Source organism: Amycolatopsis roodepoortensis (assembly GCF_024628825.1).
Lineage (GTDB): Bacteria > Actinomycetota > Actinomycetes > Mycobacteriales > Pseudonocardiaceae > Amycolatopsis > Amycolatopsis roodepoortensis.
In genome coordinates, this window is sequence record NZ_CP102415.1 from 6,826,902 (window position 1) to 6,842,698 (window position 15,797).

17 protein-coding genes are annotated in these 15,797 nt (G+C 70.1%); 11 read left to right on the forward strand and 6 right to left on the reverse strand.

The window, feature by feature from the left end:
- The first annotated feature begins 263 nt into the window (after positions 1–263).
- The 8 genes from NQK81_RS32695 (at position 264) to NQK81_RS32730 (ending at position 8,270) form a co-directional block, all read left to right on the forward strand.
- On the forward strand, positions 264–1,148 hold the full coding sequence (locus NQK81_RS32695) for an RICIN domain-containing protein (protein ID WP_257484543.1): 885 nt from the start codon (positions 264–266) through the stop codon (positions 1,146–1,148).
- A 325-nt stretch (positions 1,149–1,473) separates the two neighbouring features.
- Complete coding sequence (locus tag NQK81_RS32700; protein ID WP_257484544.1) at positions 1,474–2,214, forward strand: class I SAM-dependent methyltransferase; 741 nt, start codon at positions 1,474–1,476, stop codon at positions 2,212–2,214.
- Positions 2,195–3,289, forward strand: coding sequence for a FecCD family ABC transporter permease (locus tag NQK81_RS32705; RefSeq protein ID WP_126732608.1), 1,095 nt, complete (start codon positions 2,195–2,197; stop codon positions 3,287–3,289). Before NQK81_RS32700 ends, NQK81_RS32705 begins: the two co-directional genes overlap by 20 nt.
- The gene (locus NQK81_RS32710; protein ID WP_126732609.1) at positions 3,289–4,077 is read left to right on the forward strand and encodes an ABC transporter ATP-binding protein; all 789 of its coding nucleotides are present in this window, start codon (positions 3,289–3,291) and stop codon (positions 4,075–4,077) included. Before NQK81_RS32705 ends, NQK81_RS32710 begins: the two co-directional genes overlap by 1 nt.
- Positions 4,074–5,057: an ABC transporter substrate-binding protein gene (locus NQK81_RS32715; protein ID WP_257484545.1), complete on the forward strand. Its 984-nt coding sequence runs from the start codon at positions 4,074–4,076 to the stop codon at positions 5,055–5,057. Before NQK81_RS32710 ends, NQK81_RS32715 begins: the two co-directional genes overlap by 4 nt.
- Positions 5,054–6,109 (forward strand): cysteine synthase family protein, encoded by a 1,056-nt coding sequence (locus NQK81_RS32720; protein WP_257484546.1) that lies wholly within the window; start codon positions 5,054–5,056, stop codon positions 6,107–6,109. Before NQK81_RS32715 ends, NQK81_RS32720 begins: the two co-directional genes overlap by 4 nt.
- Complete coding sequence (locus NQK81_RS32725) at positions 6,106–7,296, forward strand: ATP-grasp domain-containing protein (RefSeq protein ID WP_257484547.1); 1,191 nt, start codon at positions 6,106–6,108, stop codon at positions 7,294–7,296. The genes NQK81_RS32720 and NQK81_RS32725 overlap by 4 nt, the downstream gene beginning before the upstream one ends.
- Before the next feature lie 68 nt (positions 7,297–7,364).
- Positions 7,365–8,270, forward strand: coding sequence for an SDR family NAD(P)-dependent oxidoreductase (locus NQK81_RS32730; protein ID WP_257484548.1), 906 nt, complete (start codon positions 7,365–7,367; stop codon positions 8,268–8,270).
- 180 nt (positions 8,271–8,450) lie between these two features.
- On the opposite strand, the gene NQK81_RS32735 is transcribed toward NQK81_RS32730, so the two are convergent.
- Complete coding sequence (locus NQK81_RS32735) at positions 8,451–9,017, reverse strand: hypothetical protein (protein ID WP_257484549.1); 567 nt, start codon at positions 9,015–9,017, stop codon at positions 8,451–8,453.
- Positions 9,018–9,065: 48 nt separating this feature from the next.
- A complete protein-coding gene (locus NQK81_RS32740; protein WP_257484550.1) occupies positions 9,066–9,683 on the reverse strand; it encodes a TetR/AcrR family transcriptional regulator in 618 nt (205 codons plus the stop codon).
- An 82-nt stretch (positions 9,684–9,765) separates the two neighbouring features.
- On the opposite strand from NQK81_RS32740, the gene NQK81_RS32745 reads away from it, so the two are divergent.
- Both NQK81_RS32745 and NQK81_RS32750 read left to right on the forward strand, forming a co-directional pair.
- Positions 9,766–10,470, forward strand: a complete 705-nt coding sequence (locus NQK81_RS32745; protein WP_257484551.1) for an SDR family NAD(P)-dependent oxidoreductase — start codon at positions 9,766–9,768, stop codon at positions 10,468–10,470.
- A gap of 99 nt (positions 10,471–10,569) precedes the next feature.
- Positions 10,570–11,145, forward strand: a complete 576-nt coding sequence (locus tag NQK81_RS32750) for a dihydrofolate reductase family protein (protein ID WP_257484552.1) — start codon at positions 10,570–10,572, stop codon at positions 11,143–11,145.
- A 1-nt stretch (position 11,146) separates the two neighbouring features.
- Here the strand turns inward: NQK81_RS32750 and NQK81_RS32755 are convergent, their stop codons facing one another.
- The 3 genes from NQK81_RS32755 to NQK81_RS32765 are packed head-to-tail and all read right to left on the reverse strand — an operon-like array spanning position 11,147 to position 13,765.
- Complete coding sequence (locus NQK81_RS32755; protein ID WP_257484553.1) at positions 11,147–11,818, reverse strand: response regulator; 672 nt, start codon at positions 11,816–11,818, stop codon at positions 11,147–11,149.
- Entirely contained in the window at positions 11,818–12,927 is a 1,110-nt protein-coding gene (locus NQK81_RS32760) for a sensor histidine kinase (RefSeq protein ID WP_257484554.1), read from the reverse strand. The genes NQK81_RS32755 and NQK81_RS32760 overlap by 1 nt, the downstream gene beginning before the upstream one ends.
- A gap of 16 nt (positions 12,928–12,943) precedes the next feature.
- Positions 12,944–13,765 carry a hypothetical protein gene (locus NQK81_RS32765; protein WP_257484555.1) on the reverse strand — a complete coding sequence of 274 codons (822 nt, stop codon included), beginning with the start codon at positions 13,763–13,765 and terminating at the stop codon, positions 12,944–12,946.
- Positions 13,766–13,918: 153 nt separating this feature from the next.
- Here NQK81_RS32765 and NQK81_RS32770 point away from each other — a divergent pair, with 153 nt between their 5' ends.
- On the forward strand, positions 13,919–15,385 hold the full coding sequence (locus NQK81_RS32770; RefSeq protein WP_257484556.1) for a multicopper oxidase family protein: 1,467 nt from the start codon (positions 13,919–13,921) through the stop codon (positions 15,383–15,385).
- A 1-nt stretch (position 15,386) separates the two neighbouring features.
- On the opposite strand, the gene NQK81_RS32775 is transcribed toward NQK81_RS32770, so the two are convergent.
- Complete coding sequence (locus NQK81_RS32775) at positions 15,387–15,764, reverse strand: RidA family protein (RefSeq protein ID WP_225949325.1); 378 nt, start codon at positions 15,762–15,764, stop codon at positions 15,387–15,389.
- Between the last annotated feature and the right edge of the window lie 33 nt (positions 15,765–15,797).

The window sequence follows — 15,797 nt, forward strand, 5'->3', positions numbered from 1 at the left end:
CCAGCCTGACTTCCTGACCAGCGCAGGGGCAACCTTCGGCCAGTTCGGCCTTGTTCGAAATCGTTCGAGTGGTCCGAACAGCGGTTTCCGGCGCCGCTGAATGGCGGTATCGCGGCTGAGATCGGCTCAGTCAATCTAGAGCGATGATCGTTGATGAGGGGGGCGACGACGGGGAGTCGCCGGCGACGGTTCACCCGCCGGACTCGACGGCTTCACCGGCTGAGTTCACAGCAGCACTGCGTGTATTGAGAACGTGGTCCGGATTGACTTATCGGCAGTTGGCCGGGCGGGCGAAAGAACTCGGGGGAACACTTCCGGCGAGTACGGTCGCGACCACTCTCGGCCGCACCACACTGCCCCGTGAATCGTTCGTCGAGACGTTCACGCGCGCGTGCGGGTTGAACGACGAAGAGGTACGGCGGTGGCTCGACTCCCGGACCCGGATCGCGATGGGCACTCCGCCGCGACCCACCGACGAGACGAAGGGCGAAACCGTCCCACCGCCGGAGCCCGGGCCGGAGCCAGAGCCGCGACCTCGTCGGCGCTGGCGCGCGCCGCTGATCGTGGCCGCGCTCGTGAGCGTCGTCCTCGTCGGGACCTTGGGATATCTGACGCGGTCGTTCGGCGCGTCCTCGAAGGCCAAGGAGACCGCGGCCGTCGTGCCGGGGCTGGACGTGCGGGAAGTGGGCAGCTGGGCGCAGATCCGCCCGGCCCGGTCGCCCCAGTTCTGTCTCGCCGAAGGGCAGGACCGGACCCGGCTGTATTCCGGTGCCGTCGTCGCACAGCAGCCCTGCGGTGAGGCGGCGCCGCGCCTGTTCATCGATCCGGTGGGGGAAGAGAACGCCGTGCAGTTCCAGTGGCACCATCCGGAGACCGGGGTCGGCTGCCTCACGGTGGTGAACGAAGGGCTGGGACACGATCTGATCGAGTCCCGCGACGACTGCGACGACGATGGTATGGACCAGTTGTTCACCATCGGCTCGGCGGGCCCGGACGAGCCGGGGCGGTTCGTCATCCGGCCCGTCGGCACCAGCCAGTGCCTCGGCCTGCGCGACCTGGACACCGTCGCGGGGACGGAGGTCGTGCGGGAGCGTTGTTCCGGAGCGCCCGACCAGACGTTCCTCATCGATCTGATCCCGCCGCCGTGAGCGCCGGGCCGGGGTGGTCGTTCCGGTAGGCGGGTGCACCAGCTGCCACAGCTGCCACAGCGGCCGCGCGTGAAGGACCCCTTCCCTCGGCTCAGCCGAGGAAACTCGACCTTCACTCCTACCCCAAGTACATGAAGGCCCACTTCCTTGCGCCAGGCGCAAGGAAGGGGGCCTTCATGTACTTCGGGCAGGCTCGGGCGCCCGTGACTGCCCCCGAACGCCCATCCCGTGATCACTCCACGAGAAAGGTGACGGAGCCGGGAACCGAAGACGACCTTTCGACGACTTGTGGGGCTGAATCGTGCGGCCCGGCGAGCGGAGAGAGATGCACTGGTACGAGGACGACGACCTGTGGGTCGGCTTCGCGGACGTCATGTTCCCGCCCAGCCGCGCCGAAGAGGCCGAACGCCTGACGGCCACGTCGCCGCTGCTCGCGGTCACACCGGAGACGAAGGTGCTGGACCTGGCCTGCGGCCCGGCGATCCACGTCGTGCCGCTGGCGAAGCGGGGTGCCGACGTGACCGGCGTCGACCTCAGCCCGGCGATGCTCGAACGCGCGCGTGAAGCGTGTGAGAACGCGGGAGTCGCCGCGAAGCTGATCCAGGCCGACATGCTCGAATACAGCGAACCCGCCGCATACGACCTGATCATCAACATGTACACGTCGTTCGGCTACTTCACCGAGCCCGGCGACAACCTCGCGGTGCTGCGAAACGCCTACGCCAGCCTCGCGCCCGGCGGCAGGCTGCTGATCGACGTACTCGGCAAGGAGGTGCTGGCAGGCTGGGTCGGGCGCCCGAAGGCGGTCGACGTCGACGGCGGGACGGTGTTCATGCGCGACACCATCCTCGACGACTGGACCCGGCTCAGGACCGAGTGGACCCTGGTCCGCGACGGCGAGGCGAAGCAGGCGTCGATCCTGTCCTTCCTCTACAGCGCCGCGGAACTGAAGGCGCTGTTCGAGACGGCGGGCTTCACCGGTGTCGAGTGCTTCGGTGACTTCGACGGTTCGCCGTACGACAACCACGCGCGCCGCCTGATCGTGCGTGGTGAACGTGCCGGCTGAATCGCTCCGCCTCTTCGCGGAACCGGATGACGAGACGGCGCGTCCGCTGCGGCTCACCGGACCGGTGATCCTGCTGTCGGTCGCGCTCCTGATCTCGCTGATCGCGGGCATCGCGCTCGGACCGTCCACCGTCGCGCTCCCGGATGTCCTGCGCTACCTGGGAAAGGCGATCACCGGGGGCACCATCACCGGCGACGAGGTCACCGGCTACTCGATCGTCTGGCAGGTCCGCGCCCCGCGGGTGCTGCTGGCGGCCGTGGTCGGCGCGGGGCTCGCGGTGGTCGGCGTCGCGGTGCAGGCACTGGTCCGCAACGCCCTCGCCGATCCGTTCGTGCTCGGGATCTCGTCGGGCGCCTCGGTCGGCGCCGCCGCCGTCGTGGTGTTCGGCCTCTTCGCCGGGCTCGGCGTGCTGGCGTTGTCGACGGCGGCCTTCCTCGGCGCGCTCGGCGCGACGGCGATCGTCTATCTCGCCGCCCGCAGCAAATTCGGCCTGACGCCGTTGCGTCTCGTGCTCACCGGGGTCGCGCTCACGTATGCCTTCCAGGCGGTGATGAGCGTGCTCGTCTACCTGTCGCCGAACGGCCAGGCCGCGCAGACCGTGCTGTTCTGGTTGCTCGGCAGCCTCGGCGCGGCGACCTGGGCGTCACTGCCGCTGGCCGCGCTCGGGGTGGCCGTCGCGGTCGTGGTCCTGCTGCGGTACGGCACCGCGCTCGACGTCCTGTCCATGGGCGACGAGACCGCGATGAGCCTCGGGACCGACGCGGCCGCGTTGCGCCGCTGGCTCTTCCTGCTCACCGCGGTCGTCACCGGCCTGCTGGTGGCGGTCAGCGGCTCGATCGGGTTCGTCGGGCTGGTCCTGCCGCATGTGGTGCGGATGATCGCCGGTTCGGGGCATCGCCGGGTGCTGGCGCTCGCGCCGCTGGTGGGCGCGGTCTTCCTGGTGTGGGTCGATCTGCTGGCCCGCACGCTCGTCGCGCCCGAGGAACTGCCGCTCGGCGTGATCACCGCGCTCATCGGCGTTCCGGTGTTCCTCGTCGTGATGCGGCGCCGCGGCTACGCGTTCGGAGGACGCTGATGCTGTCACTGCGGGAACTTTCCGTCGAGGTGGCCGGGTCGGCGCTGATCCGCGAGCTGTGCTTGGACGTCGGCGCGGGCGAGGTCGTCGGCCTGCTCGGCCCCAACGGCAGCGGCAAGTCGACGGCGTTGCGCTGTGTCTACCGGGCGCTGTCGCCGTCCGGCGGTGCGGTCCTGCTCGACGGGACCGACCTCGCCGGGCAGGGTTTGCGCGACACCGCCCGCCGGATCGCCGCGCTCACCCAGGACAGCCGGGCCGATCTGGACTTCACGGTCGAGGAGGTCGTCGCGCTCGGGCGGTCGCCGCATCAGCGCGGCAATCTCCGGCTGTCGGCCCGCGAACGCGCGTTGTGCCGGGAAGCGTTGCGGCGGATGGACATCACCCATCTCGCCCAGCGCAGCGTGCTGACGCTTTCGGGTGGCGAACGGCAGCGGGTGCTGGTGGCGAGGGCGCTCGTCCAGGAACCGGAGGTACTGGTCCTCGACGAGCCGACGAACCATCTCGACGTCCGCCACCAGGTGGAACTGCTGAAGTTCCTGCGCGACTGCGGGCTCACCGTGCTCGTCGCGCTGCACGACCTCAACCTCGCCGCCGCCGTCTGTCACCGGATCGCGTTGCTGCGCGCCGGATCGCTCGCCGCCTGCGGCACCCCGGCCGAAGTGCTCACGCCGGAAACGGTCCGCGCCGTGTTCGGCGTCGAGGTCACCCAGGTGACCCATCCCGTGACCGGGGCGATCCAACTGCTCTACGACCTTCCCGCCGATGAAACCGAGGGGATCACACGATGAAGCCGTTTAGGGTGACCGCGCTCTTCGCCGCGGCACTGCTCCTGAGCGCCTGCGGTGCCCAGGTCGAGGCCGGGCCGACCGCGCCGGCACAGGCCACGGTGACCAATTGCGGCGCCCAGGTCACCTTCCCCGCGCCGCAACGTCCCGTCGCCTACGACGTTTCGGGTGCCGAGAAGATGTTCGCGCTCGGGCTCGCCGGCCGGATGCGCGGCTACGTGATGAATTCGCTCGGTGACCCCTCGATCGCCGGTTCGCCGTGGAAGGACGACTACGCCAAGGTCGAACGGCTCGGCACCTCGCGGGTCACTCGCGAGATCCTGGTCAACGCCAAGGCGGACTGGGTGATCGCGGGCTGGAACTCCGGGTTCAGCGAGGAACGGGGGATCACGCCGAAACTGCTGGAGCAGGTCGGTATCCGGAGCTACCTGCACACCGAGACCTGCTGGGAGTATCCCACCGCGAAGCAGGAAGTGACGCCGCTCGAAGCGCTCTACACCGACCTGCGCAATCTCGGCGACATCTTCGGCGTGCGCCAGCGGGCCGACGAGCTGGTCACGGAACTCAAGGGACGCTTCGACAAGGTCCGCGCCGGAGCGCCGAAGACACCGCCCGCCAAGGTGTTCGTCTACGACTCCGGCACCGACCAGCCGTTCACGTCCGGGAAACACGCCGCCCCCAACGACATCATCGACGCCGCCGGCGGGACGAACGTCTTCCGCGATCTGCGGGACGGCTGGGGCAGCGTCGGCTGGGAAGCGGTGGTGAAGGCCGAACCCGAGGTGATCGTCGTGGTGGACTACGCCGATCAGCCCGCCAAGGACAAGATCGCCTTCGTCAAATCCGCGCCACAGCTGAAGAACACGCCCGCCGTGCGCGACAACCGGTTCCATGTCATCTCCTACGGCGACCTCGTGAGCGGCCCGCGCAACGCGGCGGGTGCCGAGTCACTGGCCGCGTATCTGCGCTCGATCGGCCGGTGACCGCGATGTCCGCGCTGGTCCACGACCACGTCACCGACGCGATCAAGACGCCGGCGTTGATCCGGCTCGAACCGAACATCGTGCTGATCCGCTTCGAGACCCTGAAGGTCTACGCGGCGCTCGGCGCGGTGCGGTCGCTGCTCGCCGACGGAACCGTCCGAAAAGGACAGACACTGATCGACAGCTCCAGCGGGATCTACGCGCTCGCGCTGGCGATGGCCTGCCACCGCTACGGTCTGCGCTGCCACATCGTCGCGTCCACCACCGTCGACCTCACCATGCGCTCGCAGCTGGAGATCCTGGGCGCGACGGTGGACCAGATGCCGCCGTCGGACGATCTCCGCCTCGACCAGCGGCGCCGGGTCGCCCGCGTGCACGAACTGCTGGAACGTCATCCGGACATGCACTGGATGCGCCAGTACCACGACCCCGTGCACTACGTGGGCTACGCCGAGGTCGCCGATCTCGTGGCCCGCGCGCTGCCGTCCGGGCCGCTCACCGTCGTCGGCAGTGTGGGCACCGGCGCGTCGACCGGCGGGATCGCCCGCTCGCTGCGTGAACGCGATCCCGACGTCCGCCTGACCGGGGTCCAGCCGTTCGGCAGCGTCACCTTCGGCAGCGAACGGTTCACCGATCCGGACGCGATCATCGCGGGGATCGGCTCCGCCATCCCGTTCGGCAACGTGGATCACGCGCTGTACGACCGGATCCACTGGCTGGACTTCGTGCACGCCATGGCCGCGACCGTCGGTCTGATGCGTGACCACGCCGTGTTCGCCGGGCTTTCCACCGGCGCGGCGTACCTCGTCGCGGGCTGGGAGGCGGCGCGGAATCCGGATCGGACCCACGTCGTGATCGGCGCGGACACCGGACACCGTTACACGGCAAGGGTTTTCGCCCGGCACCGGGAAGCGGTCGATCCGGCGGGGCTCGCGCCGCGCGAGATCGCCTCACTCGACGAACTCGCCCTGCCGTGGGCGGCGATGGACTGGCGGCGCCGCCGGTTCGGGATACCCGTGCAGCCGTCGTACCGGAAGGAGCGGGTGTCGTGACCGTCGTCCTGCTGGAAGCACTCACCTTCGGCCTGGGCAGGCTCGCCGACGCGGCGGCGGAGGCCGGGCGGAAGCTGGTGCTGTTCACCGGAAACCGCGACATCTACCGCTACGAACTCGGCACGCTCGGCCCGGACCGGGTCGAAGTCGTCGACATCGACACCACCGACATCGCGGCCTGCGAAACTGCGTTGCGCGCCATCCCGGACCTCGCCGGGATCATCAACTCGACCGACACGTGGGCGCTGCCCGGCGCGGAACTCACCGCCCGGCTCGGCCTGCCGGGGCCGGACGCGGCCGCCGTGCGGGTGCTGCGGGACAAGGGCGCGGTGCGCGACCGGCTGTACGAACACGGGCTCACCCGCGGCAGGACGGTGCCGGTCATGGTCGCCGAAGAACTCGGATTTCCCTTGGTGGTCAAGGATTCTTCGGGAACGTCGTCGCGGGGCGTGTGGCTCGTCCGCGATCAGGCCGAACTCGAGCGAGCCAGGCTGGAGGCGAAGACGACGCCGCTGAAGGGGCATCTGATCGCCGAACCGTATTTCGCCGGCCCGCTCTACAGCGCGGAAACCGTGAGCTGGCAAGGAAGGAGCCGGTTGCTCGGAATCCTGTCCCGCCAGTTGTCGCCCGAGCCGGTGCGGCGCGAGGAGGCCGCCGCGTTCCCGGTGGCCTTCCCCGCGGCCGAGTACGCGGGTTTGGCGGACTGGATCGGCCGGGTGCTCAAGGCCGCCGGACACGAGCAGGGCTTCGCGCACACCGAATTCGTGCTCACCGCCGACGGCCCCGAGGTCGTCGAGATCAACATCCGGATCGGCGGGGCGATGCTCGGCGAGGCGTTGTGCCGGTCGTTGCGCACCAACGTCTACTCCGCGATGGTCGCCATGGCGCTCGGCGAGGAACCCGCCTTGCTCACCCAGGAGGTCGGTGGGGGACCGGGCGTCGCGTTCGTCCTGGCTTACCCGGCCGCGGAAGGCGTGCTGAAGGGCTGGTCGGGGCTCGACAGGCTGCCCGGCCTGCCCGGCTCGCCGGAGTGGTACCCGACGGCGAGCCCCGGCGACGAGATCCGGCATCTCGCGGACCAGCGGTCGTGTACGGGCATCGTCCTGGCCGAAGGGCCGACGGCGGAGCTGGCGCTGCATCGCGCGCTGGCCGCGGCGGGCGGGATCACGCCGGAGATCGATTCTTGAGAGTTCCCTCAGATGGATAGCCATACTGTCTGCTTTGGGAAGCAGGGTTATCCATCTGGAGGGAAATCGTGGGCGGAACAGTGGGCAGGCGCGCGGTGCTCGGCGGCGCGGTGGCGGCCGGTGTCACGATGGTGGCGGCGAACCCGGCCACGGCCGGGGAAGACCGGCGACGGTTCGCGGGCAAGGTCGTGCTCGTCACCGGGGCGACGTCGGGGATCGGCCGCGCGGCGGCCATCGCCTTCGCCGCGGCCGGCGCGAAGGTCGGATTCTGTGGCAGGCGGGAAGAACTCGGGCGCGAGGTCGAGCGGGAGATCCGCCGCGCGGGCGGGGAAGCGACCTATCTCCGGGCGGACGTCCGGGTGCCCGAGCAGGTCCAGTCCTTTGTGGATGGTGTCGTCCGCCGGTACGGCAGGCTCGACATCGCGTTCAACAACGCCGGGATCCACCTCGGCAAGCCCTTGCACGAGATCTCCCTCGACGAGTGGGAGGACGTGCAGCGCACCAACGCGCGCGGCGTGTTCCTCTCGATCAAGTACGAGGTGCCGCATCTGCTGAAGGCGGGCGGCGGGGTGATCGTCTGCACCGCGTCGGCGCAGGCCGACCAGACCAGGCCCGGGCACGCCGCCTACACCTCGAGCAAACGCGCCGTGCAAGGTCTGGTGCGCGCGGCCGCGCTGGATTACGGCGCGAAGGGGATCCGGGTGTTTTCGATCGATCCGGGGACGATCGATACCAAGCTGGTGCGCCCGCCGGGTATCCCGGACGACCTGTGGGCGCGCTTCAAGGCGGCTTGGGGGCCGCTGAACGTCCACGGCCTGCCGAGGATGGGGGAAGCCGCGGAGATCGCTTCGGCCGTGCTCGCCCTGGCGTCACCGGATTTCGCTTACCTGACCGGGACTTCCGTTCTCGTCGACGGCGGTTTGAACACCGGGCGGCCGATGGTCATGCCGCCCGGTTTCACCCCGCCGGCCTGAGCCCTGGTCCGTGTCCTCTCGGGCCTTGTGCGCACGTCGCGAAAGCCACTTTCGGGACATCAGAGGTCGCGAAAGTGGCTTTCGCGACCTCTCCCGGCATCACCGGACCCGCGTCGCGATCTACTCCTGCGGCGTGTTGCGAAAGTGGCTTTCGCAACACGCCGCCTCACCGCGCACGAGTCAAGCGGGCACGCACTTCCTGGCCGCCGCGGCGGCGGCCCTCAGCTCCGGCGTCTCGATTTTGAGCGAGGGCAGGAGATCGGGAGTCCCCGTGATCGGCTTCTGCGTGGCTTCCATCGCCTTGATGGCCGCGTCCATGGCGGCTTGGTTCCCGGACTTCTCCAACCGCTGCTTGCCCGCGGCCGCCGCGTCCCTCGCGGCGGTGTACTGGTCCACAAGGGACTTCCGCACCGTGTCGCCGCCGGGAATCGGCGACGGGGGCAGCGCGGCCAGGTCGTCGACGGCCTTGCCCGCGAATCCCGCGCGGACCCCGAGTTCCTCCTTCAGCGCGCCGCGGGTCACCTCGGTTCCTGATCGCTGCTTGGTCGCGTGATCGCTGGAAGCCTTCATGAAGCCGTACACCGCGCCGCACAGTCCGTCGAGCCAGGCGACGGTTTTGGCGTCCGGCTCGGCAGGCGTAGAGGACGACGGGGTGACGGTGACCGTCGCGGGGGCCGCGGGCGGCTCCCCGGAACAGGCCGTCGTCGCGAACAGTGTCAGAGCGATGAGCAGAAGTTTCGTCTTCATGGGATCCCCTCCGGGGTGGACACGCACCGGAGGGGCCGAGGGTTGCCCTCAGCCGCAGCCGCCCATGATCCGGGCCAGTTCCCCGGGCAGCAGCGGGGGCTCCGGCAACGGCTTCGCGGCGGGCGCCCGCATCCCGTCGAACAGCAGCGCGAGATGGCGGCGCCACGCCTCCGGCCGGACGGCCGCGGTCGCCTCCACGGTGCGCGCGATCCCCCAGGTCACGAAGGCCATGTCCTCGAGGGTGAAGTCCGCGCGCAGAGCGCCGCTCTCCTTGGCGCGGTCGACGATCCGGGCCATGAGTTCGTAGCCGCGTTCGAGGTCTTCGGCCTGCGGCGGACGCGTCGAGGCGAGTTCGTTGTAACCGCGGTCGGCGGCCTGCAACTCGCAGACCCGTTCGACGAAGGAGGTCAAGCCGATCCACGCGTCGTCGAGGGAGAGCGCGTGCTCGGCGAGCTTCGCGACGGTCTCGGTCCGGTCGGCGAACACGGCGTTCACCAGATCCGCGCGCTGGGGGAAGTGGTTGTACAGCGTGCCGATGCTGACGCCCGCGGTCTTGGCGATCTCTTCGAGCGCGACGTCGAGGCCACGTTCCGCATAGAGCCCCCTGGCGGCCTCGACCAGCAGGTCACGGTTGCGCTGGGCGTCCTTCCGCAGGGGTTTGGTCATGACGGCATCGTAGTCAAGTTGAAGGAGGCCTCAAGTTATGGGTATAAGTTGAGGGAGACCTCAACTTAACTCTGGAGGACAGATGACCAAGACACTCGCGATCTTCGGCGCCGGACCGGTGCTGGGACTTTCGCTCGCGCGCCGCTTCGGCCGCGAGGGCTTCCGGATCGCCCTCGTCGCGCGCACCACCGAGAACCTCGACGCGCTCGTCGCCGAACTCGGCCGCGACGGCATCGAAGCGAACGGTTTCGTCGCCGACGTCTACGAGCCGGCGCAGATCGCGTCCGCCGTCAGCGCGATCGGCCGGATCGACGCGGTCGCGTTCAACCCCGGCGGCGGGACCATGGGTGAGGGCATCGTGCCGGTGCTCGACGTGGATCCGGAGAACCTCCGGCTCGTCCTCGACCGTTTCCTGGTCTCCGCGGTGGCAGTCGTGCGCGCCGTCCTGCCGGCCATGACCGAGCGCGGCGACGGCGCGATCCTGTTCACCGCCGGGCAATCCGGCCTGTACCCGGCGCCCTTCCTCGGCAACGTCGGCATGGCGCAGGCCGCGCTTCGGAACTACTTCCACAACCTGAACGCCGTGCTCGCGGAGAAGGGGGTGTACGCCGGAGCCGTCAACGTCGGCGCGCTGATCGAGGGCAGCGTGCCGCATCAGGCGCTCACCGCGAGCCCCATGGACTTCGAGCCCGAGGTGATCCATCCGGACGTCTTCGCCGACGCCTTCTGGAAGCTCTACGAGACGCGCGAAGCTCCCGAAGCACTCGTCGGCTCTTTCGGGAGGTAGCCGTCATCCCCACGGAGTACGGGCGGATGTACCACTGTGGACGGATGTGACCGCGCGGCCCCGTGCCCACAATCAGGGAAACGGACAAGGGAGGCCCCGGTGGGGAAGACGATCGTCGACATCAGCCCGTCGCTGGACGGGTACGTGGCGGGAGAAGGCGTCGGTGTGGACGCGCCGTTCGGGACCGCGGGACAGCGGCTCACCGCGTGGAGCATGGAGGACCCGGACGACGTCGACAAGGCGGCGGCCAGGGTGATGTTCGAGGACACCGGGGCGTTCGTCATCGGCAGGACGCTGTTCGACGTGGGGATCGGGCTGTGGGGCGAGGACGGGACCTGGGGGATGCCGGTGTACGTGGTCACTCATCGCTCAGAACCCGATCTGGTGAAGGGACCGACCCGGTTCTCCTTCGTCACCGGTGTCGAGGAGGCGCTCCGGCGGGCGAAGGAGACGGCGGCCGGGCGCGACGTCGTGATCGCGGGAGGGGCTTCGGTCGTCCGGCAGGCGCTCGCCGGTGGCTGGGTCGACGAACTGCGGCTGCATGTCGTGCCGGAGATGGTCGGCGGCGGCACCCGCCTGTTCGAGGGCGCGGATTCCGCGTCGCTCACCCAGATGAGTGCGGCCGCCGGAAGGAACGCGGTCCATGTGACCTACCGCGTCGAGGGGCGCGGCTAGTTCACCGGCCGGGCTCGGGTGGGCTGACCAGGCCGTGCCGATAGGCCATGGCGACCAGCTGAGCCCGGTCGCGGGCGCCGAGTTTGCTCAGCGCGCGGCTGACGTGGGTCTTGGTCGTCGCCACGCTGATGAACAACCGGGCGGTGATCTCCGCGTTGCTCAGCCCCTCGGCGACGAGCGCGACGACTTCCCGTTCCCGGACGGTGAGTTCGGCGAACACCGTGTCGTTCACCGTCGGTGGCGCGGGGGTGACGAGCCGCGCGATCAGCCTTCGGGTCAGCCCGGGGGCCAGCAGCTCCTCGCCGCCCGCCACCACCCGGATGCCGTGCAGGAGCTGGGCGGGTGCGGTGTTCTTGAGCAGGAAACCGCTCGCGCCCGCGGTGATGCCCGCGACCGCGTACTCCTCGGTGTCGAAAGTGGTGAGGATGAGGACGCGCACCGCCGAAAGCTCCGGATTCGCGGTGATGCGCCGGATGCCTTCGATCCCGTCGGTGCCGGGCATCTGCACGTCCATCAGGACCACGTCGGGGCGGAGGCGTTCGGCGAGGGCGGCCGCGGTGGCGCCGTCTCCGGCCTCGCCGACGACCTCCATGTCGTCCTCGGACTCCACCAGCACCCGGAAGCCCGCCCGGACCAGGGACTGGTCGTCGGCGATGAGCACCCGGATCGGCATCAGTGGTCCACCGGCAGCGTGGCGGTGACCTCGAAGGTCTCACCGGTCCGCGCCGCGTGCAGGGTCCCGCCCAAGGCGGTGGCCCGCGAACGCAGTCCGGAGATCCCGTTGCCACCGGTGAGAGACGGGGCGCTCTCGCCCGCTCCGTCGTTGCGAACCCCGATCTCCAGCACGTCGTCACCATAGAGCAGGCGGACCCGGATCGACGCCGGCCGCGCGTGCCGCCGAGCGTTGGTCAGTGCTTCCTGGACGATCCGGAACGCGGCCAGGTCCACCCGCGGCGGTAAGGGACGGCGTTCGCCCTCCACCGCGAGTTCCACCGGGACACCGGTCGCCCGCGTCACGTCCAGCAGGGTCTCCAGCCGGGAGAGGCCGCCACGGTCGGCCGCGGTTCCGTCGACGCGAAGCATGCCGAGCAACGCTTGGACTTCGGCCAGCCCTTCGTCGCTGACCGTCTTGATGGTGCGCAGCGCGGCCGCGCCCTGTTCCGGGTTCCGTTCCAGCACATGGGTCGCGACGCCCGCCTGCACGCTGATCGTGACCATGGTGTGGCCCACCACGTCGTGCAGTTCGCGGGCGATCTCCAGCCGTTGTTCGGTTTCCCGCAACCGGTCTCGCAGTGCCCGTTCCCGTGCGCCCGCGGCGTACGCGCGGTGGTAGTGGACGGCGGAACCGAGCGCCACCGCGGCCAGCTCCAGCGAAAGCGCGTTCACCGCCCGGTCGTCGAACCACGTCACACCGAGGGTTCCGTGCACCACGACGGTGGACACCGCGGCGGTGACCGCCCAGGCCGCCGCGCCGAGCCGCCAGCCGCGTTCGGCGGCGACGGTGTAGCAGGCGATCAGTGCCGCCACGGTGATGAGCCTGCCGGGGAAGTCGAGGACGAACCACGCCGCGACGACCGCGTTGACCGCCACCAGCACGCCGAACGGGAACATCCGGCGCGCGGTGAGCAGCGCGGCCAGCAGTGCGAGCAGGACGGCACCGAGCGGGCCGAGCGTTCCTTCCGGTCCGCTCGGCCCGATCCGCGTCACCGCCGAGACGGCCACGAGGGCCGCGACGCCGATCCCGGCCGCGGTCTCGGCCGCCGTGGGTCGTCTCACGCTCATCAGGACCTCTGTGATGTCAGGCAATGCGCACCAGGGCACGCGCGCCGCGCAGCGCCAGCGGTTCCCCGGTGCGCAGGTCGCGCACCCAGGTGACCAGCGCGTACTCGCCGGGAGGGAGCGCCGTGGTGAGTATCGCCGAGCGCCACGGTGACAGCGGGACGACCCCCGTCGGGCGGCCGGTGAACGGGCTCGGCCCGGTGCGGGCGAAGAAGGCGTCGAGATCGGTGAGCCTGGTCCCCGGCCGCACCGGAAGCAGCATGGCTTCGGTGAACTGCCCGGACGCGTTGAGCACGAACACCGGTGCGCCGGACTTGAGCGAAGGCGGCGCGAGGAATCCGCTGTCGGTCGCGACGATCGCCGCCGTCGCCTTGGCCGCGTTCGGCGTCGTCCCGGCGCCGATCCGCAGCGGCCGGATCCGCGAGAGGAAATCCGGCTCGGCGACGTCGCGGAAATCCACCAGGTGGTAGTCCCCGGGGGACACGGCGATATCGGCCGCCGCCGGGACGGCGGCCACGGCGACCCCGCCGAACATCTCCGCGTCGGCGGTGACGGCCCTGCCGCCCGCCATCACGTCCGCGGGATCGTCGGACATCGCCTGTTTCAGGTGCCGCGTATAGGTTTCGAGCGCGACTCCCGGGCGCAGCCGCACCAGGCCCACCCACGCGCCCGCCGGGTCTTCCGACCGCACCTTCAGGGTGAGGACGCCCGCACGGGTGGTGGACGGCGCGGTGAAGCCCGACGGGGTCACGGTGAGGTCGAGTCCGCCCGGCTCGGCGAGCGCGGGCGAACCGGTCAGGAAGGCGGCGACGGCGATCGCCGCCGTGACGAGTTTTCTCATGGTGGCGACTCTGGCCGAGCCCGTCCCGCGGCGCGTCCGTCCGTGACGGGCAATGGCCTACCGCACCGGGATGACGTACCGCGCCGGTCGGATTTCCCGGACTACCGTTCCCGGCCGACGCGCCGGGCACCCCGCCGCCGCGACCATCACGCCATGGACCGACGTTCCTTCTTGAAACTCGGCGCGCTCGTGGCCGCCGGTGTCGCGGGCTGTTCGGCGGGAACGGCTCATCCGCCGGGAGCGTTCGCCAACCGCCTGCGGGTGCCGCCGCTGCTGTCGCCGGACCCGGACGCCTCCGGTATCCGCCGGTTCGAGCTCACCCTCCGCACGGGAAGCACCGAACTGATCCCGGGCAAGCGGGCGGACACCTGGGGGATCAACGCCGACCACCTCGGTCCGACGCTGCGGATGCGCCGCGGTGACCGGGTGGCGATGGCCGTCACCAACCGGATCGGCGAGCCGACCACGCTGCACTGGCACGGGATGCGCCTGCCGGCGCGGATGGACGGCGGTCCACACCAGACGATCGCTCCGGAGTCGACCTGGCGTCCGGAGTGGACGGTCGACCAGCCCGCCGCCACCGGCTGGTACCACCCGCATCCCCATGAACAGACCGCCCGGCACGTCTATCGCGGCCTGGCGGGGATGATCCAGATCGTCGACGCCGAGCCGGCCGCAACCGGGCTGCCGTCGGAATACGGGGTGGACGACATCCCTCTGATCCTCCAGGACAAGCGGCTCGACTCCGACGGGCGGCTCGTGGAGGACTTCGGCGGCACGTTCGGGTTGATCGGCGACACGATCCTGGTCAACGGCACGTTCGATCCGTTCGTCGAGGTGCCCGCCGGCCGGACCCGGTTCCGGGTGCTGAACGCGTCGAACGCCCGGATCTACTTCCTCGAATTCGCCGATGGGCGCGAATTCCATGTGATCGCCACCGACGGCGGGCTCCTGCCCGGACCGGTCGCCGTCCGGCGGGCGGTCCTCAGCCCCGGCGAACGGCTGGAGATCGTCGCCTCCTTCGCTCCCGGCGAGCAGGTGGTCCTCCGGAGCGTCGGCGAGCGGACCGAGGCGGCGACGGACATCGAGGAGGGCGACTTCGACCTGCTCAAGATCATCGCGACGGGACCGCGACGCGACCCGTCACCGTTGCCGGAGCGGCTTTCCGCGGCCGTCTTGCCCGAGGCGCCGCCGGGAGCCCGCGTCCGGCGCATGACGTTGACCGGTTCGGAGATCAACGGCAGGGACATGGACATGACGCGGATCGACGAGGTCGTCCCGGCGGGCGCGCGCGAGATCTGGGAGATCCACAACACGACCTACACGCACAACTTCCACATCCACGAAGTCGCGTTCCGCGTTCTCGAGATCGACGGTGCGCCGCCGCCCGCCTATCTCGCCGGTCCCAAGGACACCGTCTACGTGCCGAAGCAGGCCACCGTGAAACTCGCCGTCGAATTCGGGCGCCACGCGGATCCGGCGGCGCCCTACATGTACCACTGCCACATCCTGCGCCACGAGGACAAAGGGATGATGGGCCAGTTCGTCATCGTCGCCCCCGGCACCGAAGACAGCGTGTCACGGCTGCTCCCGATGCCGGGCCACGATCACGGCGGTTGAGCTACTTCTCGATGGCGTAGGCCTCGATCTCGACCTTCATCTTCGGGTCGAGCAACGCCGACACCTCGACCATGGTGGCCGCGGGCAGCACGTCACCGAAGGCTTCCCGGTGTGCCCGTGCCACCAGGTCGGCGTCCTTGATGTCGGTGACGTAGGTGACCGTGCGGACCACCGCGACCAGGCTCGAGCCGGCGTCCCGCAGCGCGGCCTCGATGATCGAAAGCACGGCCACGGCCTGCTCGTACGCGTCACCCGAGCGGGCGGGTTCCCGCGCCGTGGTCCCGGAGACGTGGATGTGCTCGCCGACGCGTACCGCCCGGCTGTAGCCGAAGACCGTCTCGTAGTCGCCGCCGGAGGAGATGTTCACCCGTTCAGTCATGACCCGAACGAAAGCACAGGCGGCCCTGTCCCG